The sequence below is a fragment of the Actinomycetota bacterium genome (assembly GCA_040905475.1).
GTDB lineage: Bacteria > Actinomycetota > AC-67 > AC-67 > AC-67 > DATFGK01.
This window is the reverse complement of the sequence record JBBDRM010000166.1, coordinates 28,642-48,350: the sequence shown is the minus strand read 5'-3', so window position 1 is coordinate 48,350 and position 19,709 is coordinate 28,642. Positions and strand designations below refer to the sequence as shown.

Genomic DNA, 19,709 nt, shown 5'->3' with positions numbered 1-19,709 from the left:
GACCCGTGCAGTTCGGCATCCAGACCGGACAGCAGCACCGGCCGTTCTCCGAGATCCTCGGCCTGTGGCAGCTCGCCGAGCGCACCGGCTACTCCCACGGATGGCTGTACGACCATCTCGTTCCCGTCGGCGGCGATCTCGACGGGGAGGTATACGAGTCGTGGTCGGCGCTCGCGATGCTCCTCGCCAAGACGGACCGCATCCGCGGCGGGATCCTCGTCAGCTGCGTGATGTTCCGCCATCCGGCGATCCTCGCGAAGACCGCGTCCACGATCGACATCGCGTCGGGAGGCCGGCTCGAGTTCGGGATCGGCGCCTGCTGGAACGCCTGGGAGGCCGACCTGTACGGCGTGCAGTTCCCGAAGCTCTCCGAGCGCGTCGAGCGTCTCGACGAAGCGATCAGCGTGGTCCGGACGATGTGGGACCCGACGCGGGACAACTTCGAGGGGCGCTTCTACAAGGTGTCTTCCGCGCACGTGCAGCCGCAGCCGGCGCAGCGGCCGCACCCGCCGATCTGGGTCGGCGGCTGGGGCCGCACCAAGATGCCCGAGATCATCGCCCGCCAGGCCGACGGCTGGAACGCGATCTTCCTCTCCCTCAAGGAGTATGAGGAACGGCTCGCCGCGATGCGTCACGCCTGCGAGGACATCGGCCGCGACCCGGCATCTCTCACGCTCTCGTTCGGTCAACGCGTGTCGGTGGACGCGGACGCGAAGCGCGCCGAGGCCCGCGCGATCGAGCAGTACGAACGCAACGGTGTTCCCTTCGACGAGCAGTTGCGATCGCGGTTCATCTTCGGCACGCCGATGCAGGTCGCCGAGCAGATCATGGCTTTGAAGGACATCGGCGTGCAGCAGTTCATCCTCTGGCACGAGCTTCCGTTCGACGCCGAAGCCGAGGATCAGATCCGCCAGTTCTCCGAATCCGTGATGCCGCTCGTCCGCTAAAGGCCCTTCAACTGCTCCTCAGCCATCTCGACGTGACGCGGCATGCCCAGCGAGCGGTACAGGTCCAGCGCTTCCTCGAGCATCGCGCGCGCCTCTTCCCGATCACCGTCACCATTCCGCTCGGCGAGCATGGCGGCGAAGTAGCGACGCGCGTCCGCCTGCTCGATCCGGACCGGGAGCGTCTCGGCCAACCGCAGAGCTTCACGGAAGTGTGCTTCGGATCTCGACCAGTCCCGCGCTCCGTGGGCCGCCAGACCGGCGACCGTATGGCAGAGACGGATGTTGTAGACCTTGAGGTAAACGGTTCCGGTATTCAGCGACTCCACGACGAGCGGATAGAGATCGGCTGCCCGTTCGTGCTCGCCGAGGATCATCAAACCTTCGACGGCCCCGTGCAGGATCGCCCAGGCTCCCCACGACGCCGGCCGTCCCGCCGGAAGCCGGACACGGTCCTCTTCCAGGAGCGCGAGCGCATCGTCTCGGCGACCGAGGTGCGCGAGCGTGTGGAACACGAGCGGCCACGCCCATCCGTTGAAGCCCCCTGGAGGCTCGGTCGCGTTCGCTTCCCGAGCCAGCTCGAGCGCTTCCTCCCAGCGTCCTCGGTAGAACGCGATGCCGGACAGAAAACCGAAGGAATTGCTGATCCACTCGAGCTCGCGGCTGCGACAGAATTCCAGATCCCATCGGGAGAACTCCTCCCACGCGTCCAGGTCGCCGGACGACATGAGCGCGCGGATCGCTTCTCCCCGCCGCGTGAGCAGATAGGGAACTTGGTTGCCGATCCGTGACGCCAGCGGCTCCAGCTCCTCGTGCACGGGAATCGAGGCGGCGACGTGACCGGTCGCAAAGTAGGCGAACTCCAGCAGCGACAGATAGCTGGAGAGGTCCCAGGCAGACCCGTGCTCTCGGAGGAGCTCCGTCGCTTCCGGCCCGTCCCGACGCAGGACCTCGAGTTCCGCGTGCGAGTAATTCAAGATCCCTCGTGCCAGACGAGCGTAGCTCTCGAGCCCAAGGTCGTGCGTCTCTTCGGCGATGGAGAGCGCCTCGTCGATCATCTCCGCCCCTCCGACGTAATCGCCGAGGAAGCCAACGAACGCGCCGGCCGAAGACAGCAGCATGCCGCGCACCGGCGTACGGGCGTCGCCTGCCGCGACGAGTCCGCGCTGGGTGAACTCCATCGCTTCGATGGGACGTCCGGCCCAGCCGAGCTGATAGCTGATGTCCCAGCAGACGCTCGTCGCGGCCGCGATGTCGTCGAGTTCCGCGTACAGGTCGAGCGCTTCGCGCCAGGACGCGAGCGCGCCCTCAGTGCGACCGAGGCTCCGCTGCGCGAACCCGAGGCGGACCAGCAGATCGGCGCGGGTACTCACGTCGCCTGGGTCTTGTAGGGAGAGCGCGCGTTCGTAGGCGCGCAGCGCTTCCTCGAAGGCGGCGCCCTCCATCGCGCGGTGAGCCGCCAGCGAGAGAAAGCCGACCGCCTTATGGGGATCCGCAGCCGCGCCCGCTTGGTAGAGGTGGTGGGCGAGGTCCGCGACGTGCGGCTCGAGATCGCGCGCGTAGACGCGCTCGATCGCCTCGGCGATGCGCAGGTGGAGCCGCTGCCGGCGCGGAAGCGCGAGGTTCGTCAGGAGCGTCTGACGGATCAACTCGTGCGCGAAGGAGAAACGCGGACGCAGCGGATCCTCGGACCAGGTCAACAGGTTAGCGCGCTGGGCCTCCTCGACCGCGTCGAGCAGGGTGTCGCCGCCGACCTCGTCGACCGCTTCGGCAAGCTCGTAGGTGAAGTTGCGCCCGATCACAGCCGCGGCGGAAAGCGCCCGGCGGGCGCCCTCGGAAAGGCGCGAGAGCCGCCGCCCGAGCACCAGTCGCACGCCTTCCGGCACGTCGATCTCGCCGACCTGAACCTCGGTCCGCCAGTTGCCGGCCTGATCGAATAGCTTTCCCTCCTCGTGGAGGTGCTGGAAGACCTCCTCGACGAAGAAGCAGTTCCCCTCGGTCTCCTCATATACCGCGTCCACGAGCGACTCGGGAGCCACGCGTCCGGCGAGCGCGCCGATCATGTCGCCGACGCCGTGCTTGGGCAGGCGGTTCAAGCTGACGCGGTGGGCCAGCCGCCGACGCACGAGCTCCTCGAGCCGACGGGCGAGCGGCCGTTCGACGTCCAGCTCGACGTCCCGGTACGTGGCGAGCATGAGGATCTGCATGTTCGCCAGACGCTCGGCGAGGTGCTGGAGCAAGAGCAAGGTCGACTCATCGGCCCAGTGAACGTCCTCGAGCACGAACAGCAGCGGTTGCAGATGGCTGGCCCGCTCGAGGAATTCGGTGAAGCAGTTGAACAGATAGCGGCGCTCTTGTTCGGGGGGCAGATCGAGCGGCGGGGGAAGATCGGGGAAGATCCTCCGCAGCTCCGGCAGGATGCGAGCGAGCTCGGGCGCCGCGTCTCCGAAGGCCTCCAGCAGCGTCTCGCGAGACACGCTCCGCAACGTCGCTTCGAGGATCTCGACGACCGGCGCGTACGGAAGGGGAGCCTCCGTCTCCTGGCAATGCCCGACCAAAGCCATCATCCCGCGTGCGGCGGCTTCCTCGGCCACCTCCTCGGTGATGCGGGTCTTCCCGACGCCCGGCTCGCCACCGATCATGACGAGTGCGCCGCGACCGGCCGCTGCGCCTTCGACGAACCGGCGAAGATCCGCGCGTTCGGTGTCGCGCCCGACGAAGCGCGTTTTCCCGAGGGTCGGTGCCGTGAGCTCCTCGACCGGTCCGGGGGCACGGCGCAGGATCTCGTACAGGCGCCAGCGCTCGGGGAATCCCTTGAGCCAGTACAACCCGCGGTCGATGTACGACAGGTCGGGACGGACGCCGGCGAGATCCTTCACGACGTTCGCGATCAGGATCTGCCCGCCGCGTGCCTTGCCTGCGATCCTCGCAGCCGCGTTGACGGCCGCCCCGATCAAGTCGCCGGCGACGTCGGACACCTCGCCGGTGTTGATGCCGATGCGGACGCGGATCTCACGGCCGGGGCTCGACCGGTTCCGCTCATCGAGGACCCGCTGGATGTCGACGGCGCACGAGATCGCCTTGCGCGGCGAGCCGAACGCCACCATGAACCCGTCCCCGAGCGACTTCACCTCGCGACCGCCGTGGCGCTCGACCTGACCCCGGACGAGATCCTCGTGCGTTCGGAGGAGCTCGTCCGCCAGCTCGTCGCCGAAGCGGGTACGAAGATCCGTCGAGCCTTCGACGTCGGTGAAGAGCACTGTGACGGCGCCGTCGGGCTGTTGACCGCTCACGATTCTCCCCGTGGCCCCATCGGAAACGGTCTCAGAACACTATCATCCGCCCCGGCTAGACTGGCCCTCAGTGCCCGAGCAGCCGTGTGCATTCCATCCCGACCGCCTCACCGCCGTCACCTGCACGAATTGCGGGCGGGCGATCTGCCCCGACGACATGATCGAGGCACCCGTCGGCTACCAGTGCCCGGTCTGCACGGGCCGGGCGCGGGAGGGAGCCGCCGGTGCCGCCTCGTACCGGACGCGGTCGGCCGTGCAACGTCAAGCCGACAAGTTCCCGCTGGTCCGCATCATCAGCGGCGCCGGCGTGACCCAGGCCTTGATCGCGATCAACGTCGCGCTCTTCGTTGCGTTGCTCGCCGCCGGCGGTTGGGAGGACTCAGACAATCTGATCCGCTTCGGGGCGCTGAGGGTTCCGCTGAGAGCGAGCGAGTGGTGGCGGCTTTTCACGGCGATGTTCGTTCACATCGGAGCGTTCCATCTCCTGTTCAACATGTATGCGCTGTTCCTGTTCGGTCCGGCCGTGGAGGCGCGCTACGGGCGGTTCCGTTTCTTGGTGCTGTACCTGTCGGCCGGGTTCCTCGGGTCGGCCATGTCGGTCGCGCTGACGTCGGGCTTCGGCGTCCGGGCGGGGGCTTCGGGTGGCGTGTTCGGGATCTTGGGCTGCTGGATAGCGTTCTACGTCCGGCATCGGGATCTGCAGGGGTCGAGGGATCAGCTTCGCTCACTGTTCTTCCTCGTCGGGATCAATCTTTTCTTCGGATTCTCCATCGGGGGCATCGATAACTTCGCGCACCTCGGCGGCCTGGTCGGCGGTTTCGTCGCGGGCTCCGGGCTTGAGAAATGGTCGCGTTCCCGTGGAGACACCGGGCGGCTCGCCGCGCTGGTCGGGTTCGCACTGGTGATCGGCGCGGGTGTGTTCGCGCTGATCGCCAGCGGCAACGTCGTGAGCGGAAACCAGTTCCCGCTGAGCCCGTTCTTGGGCGGCTGACGCTTCCTACAGTTGGGCGCGGCCGTCTCCGGCGACCTCGGTCGCGAAAGCGGACTTCGAGCGGTCGAGCGGCGTCTCGATCCAGGTCTGCGACCAGCCCATGGCTCCCGGAACAGCAGCCGGACCTGACGTTTCGCGGTGTGCCACCCCGGCCCGATACCCTTTGACGCATGCTGCTGACCCGTGAGGAGATGACCTTCGACTTCGAAGGCGCGCGGTTCGACATCGAGCGCGACCGCGATACCCTCGCCTGGATCTTCTCGCAATACCTGTACGGCGAGGTCACCGGCGTTCAGGTCGGGCACTGGCTCGAGATCGCGCCGGACTTCGACGCGGCCCAGTTCCTCGCGCGCCAGGCGAACGAGGAGATGGCGCACGTGAAGCTCTTCCTTCGCATCCTCGACTCGCTCGGTGCCAGGCCCCAGCCGCCACACCGCGCGCTGAAGTTCCTCGCCACCGACTTCGCCGGCGCGACGTTCGAGGAGCACTGTCATCTCGAGATGGCGGTCGGAGAAGGCTTCGTGCTCACCGCGATCTACGCGTTCATCGACACGCTTCCCGAGGGCGAGATCCGCACGCTGATGTCCGGTCTCGCCCGTCAGGAAGAGGGGCACGTCAACTTCGGCGAACAGCAGACCCTCAAGGCGCTCGCGCGGCGGCCTGGTCTCGCCCCGCACCTGCTCGGGCTCACGTTGACCGCGATGCTCGGGGTCCGCGCGATCGCGCGCTACACGAGCAAGCGCTTCGGCGACCACCCCGTCCTGCGCCGGATGCCGGCGTTCCTCGAGCACTCGAACCGGGTGACCGAGCTCCGCCTCAGCCGTCTCGGAGTCATCCAACGTCCGATCGCGTCGCTCGGCAAAGGGCAGCGCGCCTCGCTGATCGCACGATCGACGGCGAGCCGGTACGCGCGCGTGCTGAATCCGGTCCGCCGCAAGCCGGCGAAGCTGACGAAGACCTACCTCGCCGACCCAGGAATCATGGGCCGCTTCGAGGCTCGCCGCTCGTAGGTCCCGGCGGACCGGTCGCCTCACGCGACGACCAGATCTCGCGCAGCGTCGGAAGGCACATCAACGCGACCGCTGCGGTGATCACCAGGCCCGACAGCGCGACCCGCCACTGCTGGATACCCAACGCGATCAACACGTTGAAGATCATCACCGAGAACGCCAGGGTGATACCGCGTATCGCGTCGAAGGATCGCTCGGCCCGGCCGACGTCGAGCGCCTCGTCGACGAAGAACACCAGCCAGGCCACGAAGTACCAGCCGAGGAAGTTGGTGAGCGGCACGCCGAGGTACCCCTTCGCGGTCTCCCAGCGGTACATGTCGCCGAGGAACCAGTCGCTTCCGTGCAGCGACACCGGATCCACGACCATGTCGACGAGAACCGTCCCGAGCGCCGCAAGCCACGGTATCGCGGCGCGGGATCGCGCGCGGAAGCCGACGACGGCGATGGAACGGCCGGCCCACATGAGCACGGCGTGCGCCAGTGGGACGAAGGCAGGCACGTTGGATATGTAGAGCTCGTCGCCGCGTGTGAGACCGGTGTAGGAATAGTTGCCGTAGGGAAAACCTGAGTGGGTGCTCGTGTACTCGAAGATCAGGGCGACGAGGGAGGCGATGGCGTAGAACCTGACCGCTCGCTTCCAGCCCCGCTCGGTCGAGGCTGCCCAGAAGAAGCCGGCGACGAAAGCCACCGCATACCAGCGCCGTCCGATCGTTTCGAGAAGAAGGATCACGGCGCCGTCCTGTTGGGGTTGACCCGCACGTCAGGTGCTTGTATCACAAGGCTCGGGGAAGCGGAAGCATGACGGATACCTACGATCGCGAGCGTTTCTATATCGGCGGCGAGTGGCTCGCGCCCGGACGCGGCCGCTGGCTCGAGATCCAGGATCCCGCGACCGAAGAGATCTTCGCCCGCGCCCCCTTGGGCCGCCGCGATGACGCCCGCAGGGCGCTGGCCGCCGCCCGCGACGCGTTCGACAACGGCCCCTGGCCCCGCCTCACCCCCGCGCAGCGAGCGCAGTACATGAAGCGGTTCGCGGTGGAGCTCGCCCTCGAGCGCTCGCGGCTGACCGAGTTGTTGATCAGGGAGGCCGGCTGCACGCGCTTGATGGCGGAACATCTCCAGGTCGGACCACCGATCGAGCACCTGTCCTGGTACGCGGACCGTACGGCTCGCGACCCGGACGAGCGGCTTCCGTCGCACAAAGGGCCGCCGCCTTCCGAGTCGATCGTCACGCGCGAGCCGGTGGGCGTCGTCGCCGCCATCGTGCCGTGGAACTTCCCGCTCTACATCGCGGTGCACAAGATCGGCGCAGCGCTCGCGATGGGCAACACGGTGGTCTTGAAGCCGGCGTCGTGGACGCCCCTGTCGGCCTTCGTGCTCGCGGACGCCGCCGAGCGGGCGGGTCTGCCTTCGGGCGTCCTGAACGTCGTCACCGGCGCGGGCTCCGAGGTCGGCGAGGAGCTCGCCTCGAACACGCTCGCCGACATGGTGTCGTTCACCGGCTCCACCGAGTCGGGGAAGCGCGTCATGCAGCTCGCTTCGGCCAACGTGAAGAAGGTTTCCCTCGAGCTCGGCGGGAAGTCGGCCGGGATCGTGCTCGAGGACGCGGCGCTCGACAAGGCCGTGCCGCACCTGCTCTGGTCGTGGCTCGTGCATCAGGGACAGGCGTGCGGTGCGGCGACCCGGTTCGTCCTCCATGAATCGGTGCACGACGACGTCGTCGACCGCCTGATCGACCTCGTCAAGGGCCTGTCGATCGGCGATCCGAAGGAATGGACGACGATGGTGGGACCGTTGATCCGCGGCTCGCATCGCGAGAGCGTCGAGCGCTACATCGCGCTTGGGCAAGAGGAGGGCGCCACGCTGCTCGTCGGCGGCGGGCGGCCGCAACATCTCTCGAGAGGGTTCTATCTCGAGCCGGCGATCTTCACCGACGTGCGCAACGACATGCGCATCGCGCAGGAGGAGATCTTCGGCCCGGTCGCGTGCGTGATCAAGGTGCGCGACGAGGACGAGGCCCTCGCGGTCGCGAACGACTCGATCTACGGGCTCGCCGGCTGCGTCTGGGCCGGAACGCGGGAGCGAGCGACCGCGGTCGCGCGTCGCATGCGTACCGGAACCGTGAGCGTCAACGGCGGCGGCCTCAACCCGTGGGCGCCGTTCGGCGGCTTCAAGCAATCGGGGATCGGGAGAGAGCTGGGCCTGATCGGCCTCGATGAGTTCACCGAGGTGAAGCACCTCAACCTCGGTATCTAGCGCGCGCTGCGCCTACCCGCCGCCTTCGCCCTCGCCGCCGACGTCGATCTCGAAGCGCGGCAGCATGATCTTCATGGTGTCGGCGACCGCGCTGCATGCCGCGCAGATGCGGGTACGGTCGCGCCGGTCGATCGCGAAGGTAGCGGGAACGTCGGGATGGATCGTGTGCTCGCCGCAGCGGGGGCACGCTTCGAGCTCCGGCGCGTCGGTCAGCCCCTTGCGTTCGAGCAGCTCCAAGGCGTGCGTGCGCGTGAAGTCGCGCACCGCTTCCGCCACGGCCTCTTCGTCTGCGTGGGGCTTGGTCGCATCCTCGGCCACGAGCTCCTCCGATCTCCCGGAAGCGGCATCGTAGCCTACGATTCCCGGCGATGGGAACGCCGCGCCCGGACGAGCTCGTTCAGATCGCCATCGATGCCGCCCGTGCCGCCGGCGAGTTGCTTCTCGCCCGGTTCCGCGCGCCGGTCGTCGGGGTGGGCTCGAAGTCGAGCGCGACCGACATGGTGTCGGAAGCCGATCGCAGCTCCGAAGCGCTGATCCGCGCCCGGCTCCGTGCCGAGCGACCCGACGACGCGATCATCGGCGAGGAGCAGGACGCCGAGGAGGGGACCAGCGGGCTTCGTTGGGTGGTCGACCCGCTCGACGGCACAACGAACTTCTTGTTCGGGATCCCGCAGTGGTGCGTCAGCATCGCCTGCGAGGACGACGCAGGAGGGATCGCCGCCGTCGTGCACGATCCGATCCGCGACGAGACGTTCACGGCCGCGCGCGGTGGGGGAGCGTTCCTCGGCGAGCGGCGCCTGCGGATCTCCGCGAAGACCGACCTGGCCGACGCTCTGGTCGCGACGGGATTCTCGTATCTGGCGGAGGAGCGGGCCGTCGCCGCCGAGCGATTTGTGCGAGTGCTTCCCCGCGTCCGCGACATCCGTCGCGCGGGATCGGCGGCTCTCGACCTCGCGTGGACCGCTGCCGGGCGATTCGACGCCTATTACGAGGTGCCGGCGCACCACTGGGATCGGGCGGCCGGCGAGATACTCGTTCGTGAGGCCGGCGGGATCACGAGCGAGCTGGACCCGATCGGGCCATCGGGTCCGGGTCTGGTGGCGGCCGGGCCGGGTCTCCACGATGCCCTCCGGGCGCTCGTGCTGGGAGCGCAGTGAACCGGATCGTTCCGGTGAGCGTCTAACGCGCATGCGACGACTCGTCGGTGTGCTGCTCGCCGGACTCATCGCCTGCGGCGGGGGAACGGCAGCGCCCGTTCCAGACTCGGGGATCGAAGGTCTGATGCTTATCGGGCCGACGTGCCCCGTCGAGCCAGTGGGGCAGGATTGCGACGACAGGCCCTACGCCGGTGAGGTTCGGATCATCGACGTCTCGTCGGGCGAGGTCGTGGCGACCGCCCGCTCGAGCGACGACGGCAGGTTCCGCGTGGCTTTGGCTCCCGGGTCGTATCGCCTCGAGCCCGTCGCGGCAAGTGGCGGACTCCCGTTCGGAAAGGCGATCGACGTCGTGGTCCGTGCCCACACGTACGAAGATGTCACCGTCTCGTTCGATTCGGGGATCCGCTAGCCGTTGGCTTCGGTCGACCGGGAGAACATGAGCGCGATCAAACGGCAGGCTTCGTGCATCGGCTCGGGATCGAGGATCACGTTCACGACGGCGGGCGTCTTCGCCGCGATCGCGTTCGTGATCGCGATCTCAAGGCCCGCCGGTCGCGTCACCCGCTCGCCGTGCCCGCCGGCGAGCGTGGCAGCCGCTTCGTAGACCGTTCCGTGTAGATCCGAAGCCACGGCTCGGCCGTGGACGAGCTGCTGCATGTGCCGGACGATCCCCCAGCCGCCGTCGTTGCCGACGATCACACCCACCGGCGCGCCGTGACGGGTCGCGGTGTCGAGCTCGATCGCGCTGAACCCGAACGACCCGTCCCCGGCGAGCACCACCACCGGACGCTCCGGGTTGGCGATCTTGGCTCCGATCCCCCACGGCACGCCCATCCCGAGGCCGCCGAGCGCCGAGTTCAAGGAAAGCATCAGCGAGCCGGGTCGGGAGGCGTGCAGCGCCTCGACCGCCCACAGGGCGAGTTCTCCGGCATCGACGCAGACGATCGCGTCCTCGGGGATCGAGGCGGCCACCGCGGCGACGAGACGCGCCGGATGGATCGGGTCGTTCGGGATCGATGCACGCTCGTCGAGCACGCGACGGCGATCGACGTCGGCGGTGGAGAGACGCTCGAGCCACGGCCCGGTCGGCAACGCGCCGAAGCCGTCGGTGAGCGCTTCGAGCGCAAGGCGCGCGTCGCCGGCGATCTCCACGTCGGCCGTCCGGCCGAGGGTGAACGCGTTCGGGTCGACGTCGATGCGGATCACGCGTGCGCTCGGGTTGAACGCGCCTCCGGCCAGCATCAGATCGAGCTTCGTCCCCGCGACGAGCACGACGTCGGCCTCGCCGTAGGCGATCTGCGCGGGACCCGAAAGGAAATTCGGGAAGCCGAAGCACAGCTCGTGATAGTCCGAAACCAAGCCGCGCGCGGCGCGGATCGTGAAGAGCGGCGTCCGGGTCGTGTCGACGAACGCGCCGAGCGCGTCCGCGGCTCCCGACCAGAAGCAACCGCTGCCGGCGACCACGACCGGTCGTTCGGCCGCCGCGAGCAACGCGCGCGCGGCGCCGACGCGCTCGGGATCGGGCGCCGCCGGCTCGCGCGGCAACGGCTCGGGCGCCTCAGCGTCGGTGGGGAGGAGCTGGATGTCGACGGGAACCTCGAGCACCGCGACGCCGGGGCGTCCGGCGCGGGCGTGACCGAACGCCGCCGAGAGGAACTCGCCGGCGTCGTCGGGGCGTTGCACCGTCTCGGCCCACTTGGAGATCGGGCGTACGATCGCGATCTGATCGAGGTCTCCCGGGTGTCCGGTCCCGCGTTGCGTCAGGCCGACGCCGCCGGTGATGCAGACGAGAGGTATCCCTGACAGGTGCGCGTCGGCGAGCGCGGTCACCGCGTTGGTCAGGCCGGGGCCGCCGGTGACCAGCACCACGCCGGTGCGGCCCGTCGAGAGCGCGTAGCCGCAGGCCATCCACGCGGCGCCTCGCTCGTCTCTGGCATCCACGATCCGGATCCCCTCGGAGGCGCATCCATCGAAGATCGAGTTCGTGTGGTCACCGCAGAGCGCGAAGATCACATCGACTCCGTGCGTGCGCAGCGTCTTCGCGATCAACCTGCCCGCGTCGTTCAGGGTTCCTCCCGTTCGAGACGCCCGCACTTTACCGTCACATGGGCCCGCCCTTATCCTCCGTGCGCGCGAGCGAAAGGGATCCACTCATGATGCGAGGCGAAGGAACGGAAACGATCTCCGGGGTGACGCCGGATGAGGTCTTCGATTTCGTGCTCGACGACACGCAGTATTCGAAGGCGGACACCAAGATCGTGCGTATCACGAAGGTCTCGGACACCGAGGACGGGATGATCGCGATCGAAGAAGGGAGATTCTTCGGGTTGCCCGGCTCGGTTGTCACGCGGTACCGATGGGTGCCGTTCAAGACCATCCACGTCACGCTCGTGCACGGAGCGCTGAAGTCGCTGAACGCGTTCTTCGAGATCGAGCAGGTCGAAGGCGGCACTCGCGTCCATCACGTCGAGGAGATCGAGATGGGCATGGGACCGATCGGTCCGCTCTTCGAAACCACGTTCCGGAGCTGGCTAGAGAACTCGGTGCGTCAGGAAGTCACCGAGATCAAGCGTCTCATGGAGTCGGGCGAGCGAGGCCGTCCGTTCCCGGGGCTCAGACCATGAGCGACATCTTGCTGCAGAAGCGCGAGAACGGCGTCCTTTGGCTGACGTTGAATCGTCCCGAGCGGAAGAACTCGATCTCTCCCGAGCTGCGCGACGAGCTGCTCGCCGCGCTCGATGAAGCGAAGAACGATGACGAAGTTCGCTGCGTCGTATTGACCGGCGCGGGCGACGCGTTCTGCTCGGGCGTCGACCTCGGGCGCTCCACGGTCACGAAAGGCGCCTCGGAAGGCGAGAAGGGTCGCCCGGACCTGCGGGCCATCCGCGAAGCGATGAAACGAGGGATGCAGCGCGTCGTTCGCGCGATCTGGGAGCTCGACAAGCCCGTGATCGCATCGGTTAATGGCGTCGCGGCGGGAGGCGGCGCGCAGCTCGCGCTCGTGGCCGATCTCGTTATCGCCTCGTCGAGCGCTCGCCTGATCGAGATCTTCGTGAAGCGAGGACTCGCGGTCGACTCCGCCGGCGGCTGGCTCCTGCCACGACTCATCGGATTGTCGAAAGCGAAGGAACTCGTGTTTTTCGGAGACCCGATCTCGGCCGAAGATGCTCACGCGGCAGGCCTGATAAACAAGGTCGTTCCGCCGGAAGAGCTGGAGACGGCGACCCGTGCATGGGCCGAGCGGCTCGCGAAGGGTCCGACGCGCTCGATCGGCGCCTCCAAAGCGCTTCTCAATCGAGCCCTTGAGACGGATCTAGGAACCGGGCTCGACGAGGAAGCGACGGCGCAGGCCCTGATGAGTCAGACCTACGACTTCGCGGAAGGCGTTCGCGCCTTCGCAGAGAAACGCGACCCGGACTTCAAGGGTCGCTGACCCTTCAATGCATCAGGTGCGTTAGCTCGATCCGCCCTTGCGGCCGATCCGCTGATAGAACTCGACGCCGTAGCGACGCTTCGTCGACTCGCCGCCCTTCTTGCCGCCGAGCCTTCCGATGCGACTGAAGTGGTCGCCTCCGTAGCGCTGCTTCGTCGACAAGCCACCCTTGCGACCGGCTTCTGCGCGACTCATCTTGTTCTGTTCGCTCTCGGTCATCTCGGCGCTGCTCGTGCCGCTGGTGCCTTTGCTCATGTTTCCGTTGTAGTCGTCCACGGCGGGACACCTCCCCTGATCCACATCGCACTTCGGCGAAAGCCCTAGGGAGAGGTACCCGTACCGTTCCGAGCTGAAACCCCAGGTAGATGGAGCTGAACTTCTACGAACCGGTCGCTTGCTCCACGGTGTCGTGCATCGGAAATACCGAGTTCAACCCGGTCACGTTCAGCACGCGAAGCACGGTCCCATGCGCGCCTGCGAGTGCGAGAGTTCCCTCTTTCTCCTTGACGCGTTTGAGACCGCCTACGAGCACTCCCAGGCCCGTGGAGTCCATGAATCCGACCTTCTCCAGATTCACGACCATCCGATCGCTACCTCCGGTTAGGAGGGCGATGATCTGCTCTCGGAGCTTGGGTGCGGTGAAGACGTCCACTTCGCCTTCGACATCGACGACCGCCCATCCCCCCGACTTCCGCGTTTCCACCTTGATATCGATGCTGATCACCTCCCCAGCCCGCGTCCTACCCATGAAGCGGGGCGAGCAAACCGATATCCCGAGGATACATACGCGTATCCTTGGGAAGGATAGCTCGGTACGCTCGCAAGCCGCGTTCGTGAGAGCGAGGAAAAATGACCGAAGTAACCGTGTCCGTTCCTGCGCGGCCGGATTTCATCCACGTACTTCGTTCCGTGATAGCCGCCGTCGCTGCGCGCGCGGACTTCAGCTTCGACTCGATCGACGACATGCGACTCGCCGTGGATGAGGCGAGCGCTCAACTCCTCGCGTTCGCTGCACCGGCGAACAACTTGACGCTTCGGATCATCTTGACCGAGGACGGTGGCCTGGAGGTCATCGCCTCAACCGACGCGGACGTCTCGACGGCGGTCTGGCCTCCGGAAGGCGCGGAACGCACGCTCACGTGGCAGGTGCTTTCCGCTTTGGCGGACGAGGCGCGCTTCGAGCGGCTCGACTCGGGGCCGGCGCTTCGCATGTGGAAGCGGCGAGAGGCGGCGAGCAGATCGTAATGGCAAGCTCCGAAGAAGATCGCCTCATCGACGAGCAGCGCTCCGACGAGTTGTTCGCCCGCTTGTCGAAGGATCCGTCGGCGCGCGACGAGCTCGTCTTGCTCCATTACCCCCTCGTCGAGTATCTCGCGCATCGTTTCGCCGGGAGGGGGGAGCCGGTGGACGATCTCGTCCAGGTGGCGAGCATCGGTCTGCTCAAGGCCATCGAACGATTCGATACCGAGCGTGGCGTGAAGTTCTCGACCTACGCGACGCCGACGATCATCGGCGAGCTCAAGCGTCACTTCCGGGACAAAGGTTGGGCGCTGCGGGTACCCCGAAGGCTTCAGGAGATCGGGCTTCAGCTCTCCCGCGTCGTCGGGGAGCTCTCGCAGGAATTGGGCCGTTCGCCGACCGTGCCCGAGATCGCGACGCGCTCCGATCTCAGCGAGGACGACGTGCTCGAGGGGATGGACGCCATCCACGCGCACTCGATCGGCTCCCTCGACGCGCCGACCGACGACGAGGGCCAGACGTCCGCGGCACGGCTCGGGGCGGAGGACGAAACCTACGAGCTGCTCGAGGGGTGGGCCAGCGTCGCTCCGCACCTGGAACGCCTCCCGGAGCGCGAGCGTCAGATCCTTTACTTCAGATTCTTCCGCGGGCTGACCCAGAGTCAGATCGCAGACAAGCTCGGGATATCCCAGATGCACGTCTCGCGCATCCTGTCCCGAACCCTTGCCGCGCTCCGGGAAGCCGTCGGCGCCCTGGAAGGCTGAGAAACTCATTCCGGGTTCATCCCGACACGGGCCCAACCGACGTTAAGTTGGTGCGGATGCCTGAAGAGCGGGGGGGGCGGGAGGGCGAGCGTGCCGCCCTCCTAGAGGACGCGGTCGCGCGGGCCAGATCCGGCGACGGCCGGGCATTCGACGAGATCTATCGGATCCTCTCGGGGCCGGTCTTTTCGTATCTGATCACCCAGACCCGACGCCGAGAGGACGCCGAGGATCTCACGGGACAGGTCTTCCTCGAGGCCATGAGGGGGATACGGGGGTTCACCGGCGATGCCTCCGCCTTCAGGGGCTGGATTTTCCGGATCGCCCATAACCGAGCCGTCGACCTCGCCAGGCGGCTGGCTCGGAGGCGCGAGGAGAGCCTCGAAGAGGCCGAGGGCGTGGCGGACCTCCTTGGGACCGAGGAGCGGGCGATCTCCGGTGTGGCCGTCGCGCGGGTCTGGCAAGCGGTCGAGGGTCTGCCGGAACAGCAGCGGAGGGTGCTGGTGCTGCGTCTCGGGGCCGGCCTGACCGCGAGAGAGATCGCCGAGGCACTGGACAAACGCATCGGAACCGTCAAAGCGCTCCAGCATCGGGCCCTGAACAGCCTCACCCGGGCATTGCGAGACCTCGGGGACGCAACCGATCAGCCCCCTCCGACGCTTTAGATGAAGAGATGGGAACCCGATCGCTTCGCAACGACCTTGACCGGCTCCTCGACGGCTTGACCGCCGGCGAGGAACCCGTTGCCAAGGGCGACCTGGCGCCGCTCCTCCACCCGGCGCGGGCCGCCCGGGCCACGCTCTCCCGGTCGTTGCCCAGCGAGGTCGCTCACGATCATCTGGTTGCGCTACGGACCGACCGCGCGAGCAACGTCGTGATCGTGCCTGCGGTCCGCCACCGCGGCGTCCGGATGGGGGCGATCTCGCTCGTGACGGGGATCGCGCTCGTGCTGGGGGCGGGAAGCGCCGTCGCCGCATCGGCGTCTGCGCTCCCCGGCGACGCGCTGTACGGGGTCAAGCGCGCCGCTGAGCGGATCTCCCTTGCGATGCACCGCGAACCCATCGGACGGATCGCGCTCCAGCTGCGGTTCGCCTCGATCCGGATGTCCGAGGTCGAGGACTTGATCGCGGCCGGCGGCGATCCGACCGACGCGATCGAGGGGCTCGAGGACGCGCTGGACGGCGCCGAGCTCGACGCGCTCCACGCGATCGCGCTCGGCAAGGACTCCGACGCCCTCCTCGCTCACGTCCAGGAGATGATCTCCAAACACATCGCCGTGTTGAACGACGTTCTCGCGAGGGTCCCCGATCAGGCCAAGGACGCGATCCAGAAGGCCATCGACAACGCCGAGAAGGCCAAAGCGAACGTCCAGCAAGGCAAAGAGAATCCCGAAGGCGATCCCGGTGGAGGACCGCCGACGACGCCGCCGGGCAACAGCGGCAGCGTGCCGGGCTCCCAGGACAAGGGCAAAGGCAAGAGCAACTAGCGAGATAGGTTCACGCGGGGTGCGTCGCGGTGTCCCCCAGCGCCGCGGCGCTCTCGCTTTTTCTGGGCCGGCGGCTCCCTTGTGCGGACTCGGCCCGCGGGCGTAGGGTCGCGCGTGGGGATCGGGACGAGGTGAGAGCATGCACCCGAACGAGGCGCTCGTCCGCGCCGGATATGAAGCCTTCGTTGGCGGTGACCTCGAGACGGTCGCCGGGTTGATCGATCCCGACGTGCTCTGGCACGTGGGCGGCTCGAGCCCCCTGGCCGGCGTCTACAAGGGCCACCAAGAGCTGTTCGCTCTCCTCGCGCGCCTGGGACAGTCGACGGGTGGAACCATTTCGATCTCCGCGCGCGACATCCTGACGAGCGAGGACCACGTCATCGTGCTCACGACGCTAACGGCGGAACGCGACGGGCGTGTCCTCGAGGACGACGGCGTCGCCGTCTTCAAGATCATCGAGGGCAAGGCGACCGAGGTCTGGGTGTTCGCGGAGAACCAGGGCGCGATCGACGCGTTCTTCGCCTAGAGTTGGCGATTGAACGCCGGGGGATAGGGGACGAGTGCCACCTCGGCGTCCGAACCGTGGATCTCGAAGGCCGCTCCGAGTGCCTCTTCGACGGAACCGGCGGGGATGAAGCCGGCGTGCGATACGAGCGACGGGTTCTCGGAGCCGCCGACCAAGACACGGCTTGCGTGTCGCAAGCGCTTCAGCGGGAACAGCGCCATGATCGCGTGCACCGGATGGAATCCGTACCCGAACCGGTAACGCTCGATGTAATCGGCGCGCGTCGCGTACTCGGTCTCGAACAGTTCGCTCGCCCGGTACGGGTCGCGCGTTTCCGGCAGGACCCGCTCCCACACCTCGCGATAGGACGGGTGATGAACGTCGTCCCAGCGGTCGCGGCACGGCGTCGCCAGGATCACCGAACAGCCGGGCTTTCCGAGCGCTTCGATCATCCCACCGAGGTAACCGAGACCCGTCGAGATGAGCGTCAAGATCGGGTTGAGATACGAGAAGGCTGCATAAGGACTCCATTCCGGGACGCCGTACACGACGACGTCCACCTTCTCCTCGAGCAGCGTCCGGCGTGGAGGCATGTGCGTCCGGTTGGTCTCGAGCGCGATCCGGCGAGTGCCGTCGACGGTTCCTGCGCGGATCGCCGCGACCTGGAGCGGGTTGGCCAAGATGGTCTCGAGCTTGAAGATCCGGTCGACGCCGAGCCGCTTCGTCACGAGCTCGCCCATCTCGTCGAGCATCTCGTGCATGCGGTTCCGTTCCGTGGACATCGACATGTCGTCAGGGTTGTGGTGGTGGCGGATGGACCGGTAGGTGGAGAGCCCTACACAGATCGATTTCCAGCCGCCTGAGAAACCGCGTACCGTCGAGCAGTTCACGTACACGCAGAGATCGGCGTCGGTCACGTGACGCGAGAGCTCGACGTGAAATCCGTTCGGCGTCGTACCGAGGTGCTCGATCATCTCCGGATCCTCTGCGTCGTGACAGACGAGCCGGTCGCCGAACTCGCTCACGAGATCGGGGCCGATAAGGGTCGCGAGCTCTTCGTGGGTGAACATGCGGTGAAGTGCGTTGGCGCAGAGGAGCGTGACGTCCTCGCGGCGAACGCCGCCGGCCTCGAGCTCGGCGAGTACCAACGGGATCGCGATCGACCAGACCGGCGCGTAGCAGGGCACCGTGGCGTCGTCGAAGGCGACGGTCACGCGCCGCTTCCCGCGCGCGAGCACGCGAAGCGGAGGCAGGTCCTCGGGACGGGTCAGCGCCTCACGCACCGCGGATGCCAGGTCCTGCACAGGATCAAGGGGGATCGACAAGCCCGGTGAAACGATGTGCGTCCGGTCGGGAAGGGTGACGTTCACGGTAGCGTCCCCGAAGACGATGGTCTGTTCCATGCTCGTCCCTCGTGGCGCTCCGCTAACCGGGTAAGGAACCGGTCGGATCCGGCGAGGGGCCGGTCGCGGTTCCGCTCGGGCTGGGGCTCGGGGTTGCCGTCGTCGTCGGTGTCGGCGCCGTGACTCCTTGCGGCTCGAAGCGCTGTGTGACCCCGGTCCACGCGATCGGAGAGAACGCACCCTGCCGCCTCGCGCCGCCCGAGATGAGCAGGATCCCCGCCACCTGGTCGTACGCCGCGCCGTGCACCGCGAGGAGTGCCTTGGGGCCGGAGCTCCACGTGTCCGTTTGCGGATCGAGAACGTAATGGGCGTCGACCACGCCGCCGCCGAGGGTCCCCGGGTCCTCACCACCGACGACGTGGAGGCGTCCGTCCTTCAGAACCTCAGCGGCCATCCCGCTCGTCGGGGCGGGTAGCTCGGGACCCTCCGACCAGGAATCCGCGGCGATGTCGTAGATGTCGACCCGGGGCCGGACCTTGTCGTCGCGGCCCCCGATCGCGTAGATCTTGCCGCGATACTCGACTGCCGCAAGGTGGTCCCGAGGCCCCGGCATAGGGGCACCCTCGCTCCAGCCTTGCTCGAGGTCGTACACCAGGACGCTGGAGCCGCCCCGCCCGCCGATCACGTAGAGCTTCCCGGCCACGGGAATCATGGCGTGACCCATCCGGCCTTCGGGCATGGCCGGGAGCGGGTCCCAGGTATCCGATCCCGGCCCGAGCACCCACATCTCGCGCTCCGGGGTCCAGTTCGTGGCCTTCTTCGAGCCACCGGTCACGTAGACGGCCCCGCCGATGGAGGCGGCGGCCGGGTGATGACGCGCGTCCGGGAGGGCCGGACCCTGGCGCCACGAACCGGTCTTCGCGTCGAGGATGTCCACGTGGGCGACCGTCTTCGCGAACGGGCCCGACAGACCGCCGACGACGAAGAATTGCGGCTCGCACGGGCCGTCCGGGCAGATATCGGGCGTCCCGGGAGGTCCGGGGAGCGCGAACGTCGAGCCCGCCTCGCCACGCGGCCGGGGAAGATCCTTCAGGCGCAGCCAGCCCTCCGCTTCGGTACGCGGGTAGCTGTTGCTGGTCAGCAAGTAGCCGAGGTAAGCGCCGCCGATCACAAGGATCACGACGAGTACCAGCGCGGAGATCCGGAGGATCCTTCTGAGTTTTCGCACGTCGTGGGGTCGCCTCAGCCGCTGAGGATACCTGAGGGGGTGGGCCCGGCCCGGCAGGGCCGG

General features: G+C 67.5%; 21 protein-coding genes. 13 read left to right on the top strand and 8 right to left on the bottom strand.

Translation table 11 applies throughout. The features are described from left to right. Positions 1–5 precede the first annotated feature (5 nt). Positions 6–947, top strand: coding sequence for a TIGR03560 family F420-dependent LLM class oxidoreductase (locus WEB06_20480; protein MEX2557996.1), 942 nt, complete (start codon positions 6–8; stop codon positions 945–947). Here WEB06_20480 and WEB06_20475 read toward each other — a convergent pair. Further along, complete coding sequence (locus WEB06_20475; protein MEX2557995.1) at positions 944–4,237, bottom strand: AAA family ATPase; 3,294 nt, start codon at positions 4,235–4,237, stop codon at positions 944–946. The two genes, WEB06_20480 and WEB06_20475, sit on opposite strands and share 4 nt — an antisense overlap. Positions 4,238–4,307: 70 nt before the next feature. Between WEB06_20475 and WEB06_20470 the strand changes: the two genes are divergently transcribed. Both WEB06_20470 and WEB06_20465 read left to right on the top strand, forming a co-directional pair. Further along, on the top strand, positions 4,308–5,228 hold the full coding sequence (locus WEB06_20470) for a rhomboid family intramembrane serine protease (protein MEX2557994.1): 921 nt from the start codon (positions 4,308–4,310) through the stop codon (positions 5,226–5,228). 170 nt (positions 5,229–5,398) lie between these two features. Continuing rightward, complete coding sequence (locus tag WEB06_20465; GenBank protein ID MEX2557993.1) at positions 5,399–6,238, top strand: ferritin-like domain-containing protein; 840 nt, start codon at positions 5,399–5,401, stop codon at positions 6,236–6,238. Here WEB06_20465 and WEB06_20460 read toward each other — a convergent pair. Further along, entirely contained in the window at positions 6,207–6,968 is a 762-nt protein-coding gene (locus WEB06_20460) for a carotenoid biosynthesis protein (GenBank protein ID MEX2557992.1), read from the bottom strand. The two genes, WEB06_20465 and WEB06_20460, sit on opposite strands and share 32 nt — an antisense overlap. Positions 6,969–7,036: 68 nt before the next feature. Here WEB06_20460 and WEB06_20455 point away from each other — a divergent pair, with 68 nt between their 5' ends. Next, positions 7,037–8,494, top strand: a complete 1,458-nt coding sequence (locus WEB06_20455) for an aldehyde dehydrogenase family protein (GenBank protein MEX2557991.1) — start codon at positions 7,037–7,039, stop codon at positions 8,492–8,494. A gap of 12 nt (positions 8,495–8,506) precedes the next feature. Here WEB06_20455 and WEB06_20450 read toward each other — a convergent pair whose 3' ends face one another. Beyond that, positions 8,507–8,812, bottom strand: coding sequence for a hypothetical protein (locus tag WEB06_20450; protein MEX2557990.1), 306 nt, complete (start codon positions 8,810–8,812; stop codon positions 8,507–8,509). A 50-nt stretch (positions 8,813–8,862) separates the two neighbouring features. Between WEB06_20450 and WEB06_20445 the strand changes: the two genes are divergently transcribed. After that, positions 8,863–9,651 (top strand): inositol monophosphatase family protein, encoded by a 789-nt coding sequence (locus WEB06_20445; GenBank protein MEX2557989.1) that lies wholly within the window; start codon positions 8,863–8,865, stop codon positions 9,649–9,651. 31 nt (positions 9,652–9,682) lie between these two features. Further along, a complete protein-coding gene (locus WEB06_20440) occupies positions 9,683–10,060 on the top strand; it encodes a hypothetical protein (protein ID MEX2557988.1) in 378 nt (125 codons plus the stop codon). Here the strand turns inward: WEB06_20440 and WEB06_20435 are convergent. Beyond that, positions 10,057–11,700 (bottom strand): thiamine pyrophosphate-binding protein, encoded by a 1,644-nt coding sequence (locus tag WEB06_20435; GenBank protein MEX2557987.1) that lies wholly within the window; start codon positions 11,698–11,700, stop codon positions 10,057–10,059. The genes WEB06_20440 and WEB06_20435 overlap by 4 nt on opposite strands. A 104-nt stretch (positions 11,701–11,804) precedes the next feature. Here WEB06_20435 and WEB06_20430 point away from each other — a divergent pair, with 104 nt between their 5' ends. Next, the gene (locus tag WEB06_20430) at positions 11,805–12,275 is read left to right on the top strand and encodes an SRPBCC family protein (GenBank protein ID MEX2557986.1); all 471 of its coding nucleotides are present in this window, start codon (positions 11,805–11,807) and stop codon (positions 12,273–12,275) included. After that, positions 12,272–13,084 (top strand): enoyl-CoA hydratase, encoded by an 813-nt coding sequence (locus WEB06_20425; protein MEX2557985.1) that lies wholly within the window; start codon positions 12,272–12,274, stop codon positions 13,082–13,084. Before WEB06_20430 ends, WEB06_20425 begins: the two co-directional genes overlap by 4 nt. 21 nt (positions 13,085–13,105) lie before the next feature. Here the strand turns inward: WEB06_20425 and WEB06_20420 are convergent, their stop codons facing one another. Next, complete coding sequence (locus tag WEB06_20420; protein MEX2557984.1) at positions 13,106–13,360, bottom strand: hypothetical protein; 255 nt, start codon at positions 13,358–13,360, stop codon at positions 13,106–13,108. Between the two features lie 103 nt (positions 13,361–13,463). Next, the gene (locus WEB06_20415; protein MEX2557983.1) at positions 13,464–13,799 is read right to left on the bottom strand and encodes an STAS domain-containing protein; all 336 of its coding nucleotides are present in this window, start codon (positions 13,797–13,799) and stop codon (positions 13,464–13,466) included. 134 nt (positions 13,800–13,933) lie between these two features. On the opposite strand from WEB06_20415, the gene WEB06_20410 reads away from it, so the two are divergent. The 5 genes from WEB06_20410 (at position 13,934) to WEB06_20390 (ending at position 17,096) form a co-directional block, all read left to right on the top strand. Next, a complete protein-coding gene (locus tag WEB06_20410; protein MEX2557982.1) occupies positions 13,934–14,329 on the top strand; it encodes an ATP-binding protein in 396 nt (131 codons plus the stop codon). Next, the gene (locus WEB06_20405) at positions 14,329–15,087 is read left to right on the top strand and encodes a SigB/SigF/SigG family RNA polymerase sigma factor (protein ID MEX2557981.1); all 759 of its coding nucleotides are present in this window, start codon (positions 14,329–14,331) and stop codon (positions 15,085–15,087) included. The genes WEB06_20410 and WEB06_20405 overlap by 1 nt, the downstream gene beginning before the upstream one ends. 56 nt (positions 15,088–15,143) lie before the next feature. Continuing rightward, the gene (locus WEB06_20400) at positions 15,144–15,749 is read left to right on the top strand and encodes a sigma-70 family RNA polymerase sigma factor (GenBank protein ID MEX2557980.1); all 606 of its coding nucleotides are present in this window, start codon (positions 15,144–15,146) and stop codon (positions 15,747–15,749) included. Between the two features lie 8 nt (positions 15,750–15,757). After that, a complete protein-coding gene (locus WEB06_20395) occupies positions 15,758–16,570 on the top strand; it encodes a DUF5667 domain-containing protein (protein MEX2557979.1) in 813 nt (270 codons plus the stop codon). Positions 16,571–16,709: 139 nt separating this feature from the next. After that, positions 16,710–17,096 (top strand): nuclear transport factor 2 family protein, encoded by a 387-nt coding sequence (locus WEB06_20390; GenBank protein MEX2557978.1) that lies wholly within the window; start codon positions 16,710–16,712, stop codon positions 17,094–17,096. Here WEB06_20390 and WEB06_20385 read toward each other — a convergent pair. Then, positions 17,093–18,478, bottom strand: coding sequence for a lactate racemase domain-containing protein (locus WEB06_20385; protein ID MEX2557977.1), 1,386 nt, complete (start codon positions 18,476–18,478; stop codon positions 17,093–17,095). The genes WEB06_20390 and WEB06_20385 overlap by 4 nt on opposite strands. A gap of 22 nt (positions 18,479–18,500) precedes the next feature. Beyond that, positions 18,501–19,646 carry a kelch repeat-containing protein gene (locus WEB06_20380; protein MEX2557976.1) on the bottom strand — a complete coding sequence of 382 codons (1,146 nt, stop codon included), beginning with the start codon at positions 19,644–19,646 and terminating at the stop codon, positions 18,501–18,503. Between the last annotated feature and the right edge of the window lie 63 nt (positions 19,647–19,709).

Bases quoted from the DNA above. Each gene is read 5' to 3' on its own strand.
- WEB06_20400 (MEX2557980.1), top strand. From the start codon at position 15,144: ATGCCTGAAGAGCGGGGGGGGCGGGAGGGCGAGCGTGCCGCCCTCCTA.
- WEB06_20465 (MEX2557993.1), top strand. From the start codon at position 5,399: ATGCTGCTGACCCGTGAGGAGATGACCTTCGACTTCGAAGGCGCGCGG.
- WEB06_20410 (MEX2557982.1), top strand. From the start codon at position 13,934: ATGACCGAAGTAACCGTGTCCGTTCCTGCGCGGCCGGATTTCATCCAC.
- WEB06_20405 (MEX2557981.1), top strand. From the start codon at position 14,329: ATGGCAAGCTCCGAAGAAGATCGCCTCATCGACGAGCAGCGCTCCGAC.
- WEB06_20445 (MEX2557989.1), top strand. From the start codon at position 8,863: ATGGGAACGCCGCGCCCGGACGAGCTCGTTCAGATCGCCATCGATGCC.
- WEB06_20385 (MEX2557977.1), bottom strand. From the start codon at position 18,478: ATGGAACAGACCATCGTCTTCGGGGACGCTACCGTGAACGTCACCCTT.
- WEB06_20425 (MEX2557985.1), top strand. From the start codon at position 12,272: ATGAGCGACATCTTGCTGCAGAAGCGCGAGAACGGCGTCCTTTGGCTG.
- WEB06_20390 (MEX2557978.1), top strand. From the start codon at position 16,710: ATGCACCCGAACGAGGCGCTCGTCCGCGCCGGATATGAAGCCTTCGTT.
- WEB06_20395 (MEX2557979.1), top strand. From the start codon at position 15,758: ATGGGAACCCGATCGCTTCGCAACGACCTTGACCGGCTCCTCGACGGC.
- WEB06_20430 (MEX2557986.1), top strand. From the start codon at position 11,805: ATGATGCGAGGCGAAGGAACGGAAACGATCTCCGGGGTGACGCCGGAT.
- WEB06_20455 (MEX2557991.1), top strand. From the start codon at position 7,037: ATGACGGATACCTACGATCGCGAGCGTTTCTATATCGGCGGCGAGTGG.
- WEB06_20440 (MEX2557988.1), top strand. From the start codon at position 9,683: ATGCGACGACTCGTCGGTGTGCTGCTCGCCGGACTCATCGCCTGCGGC.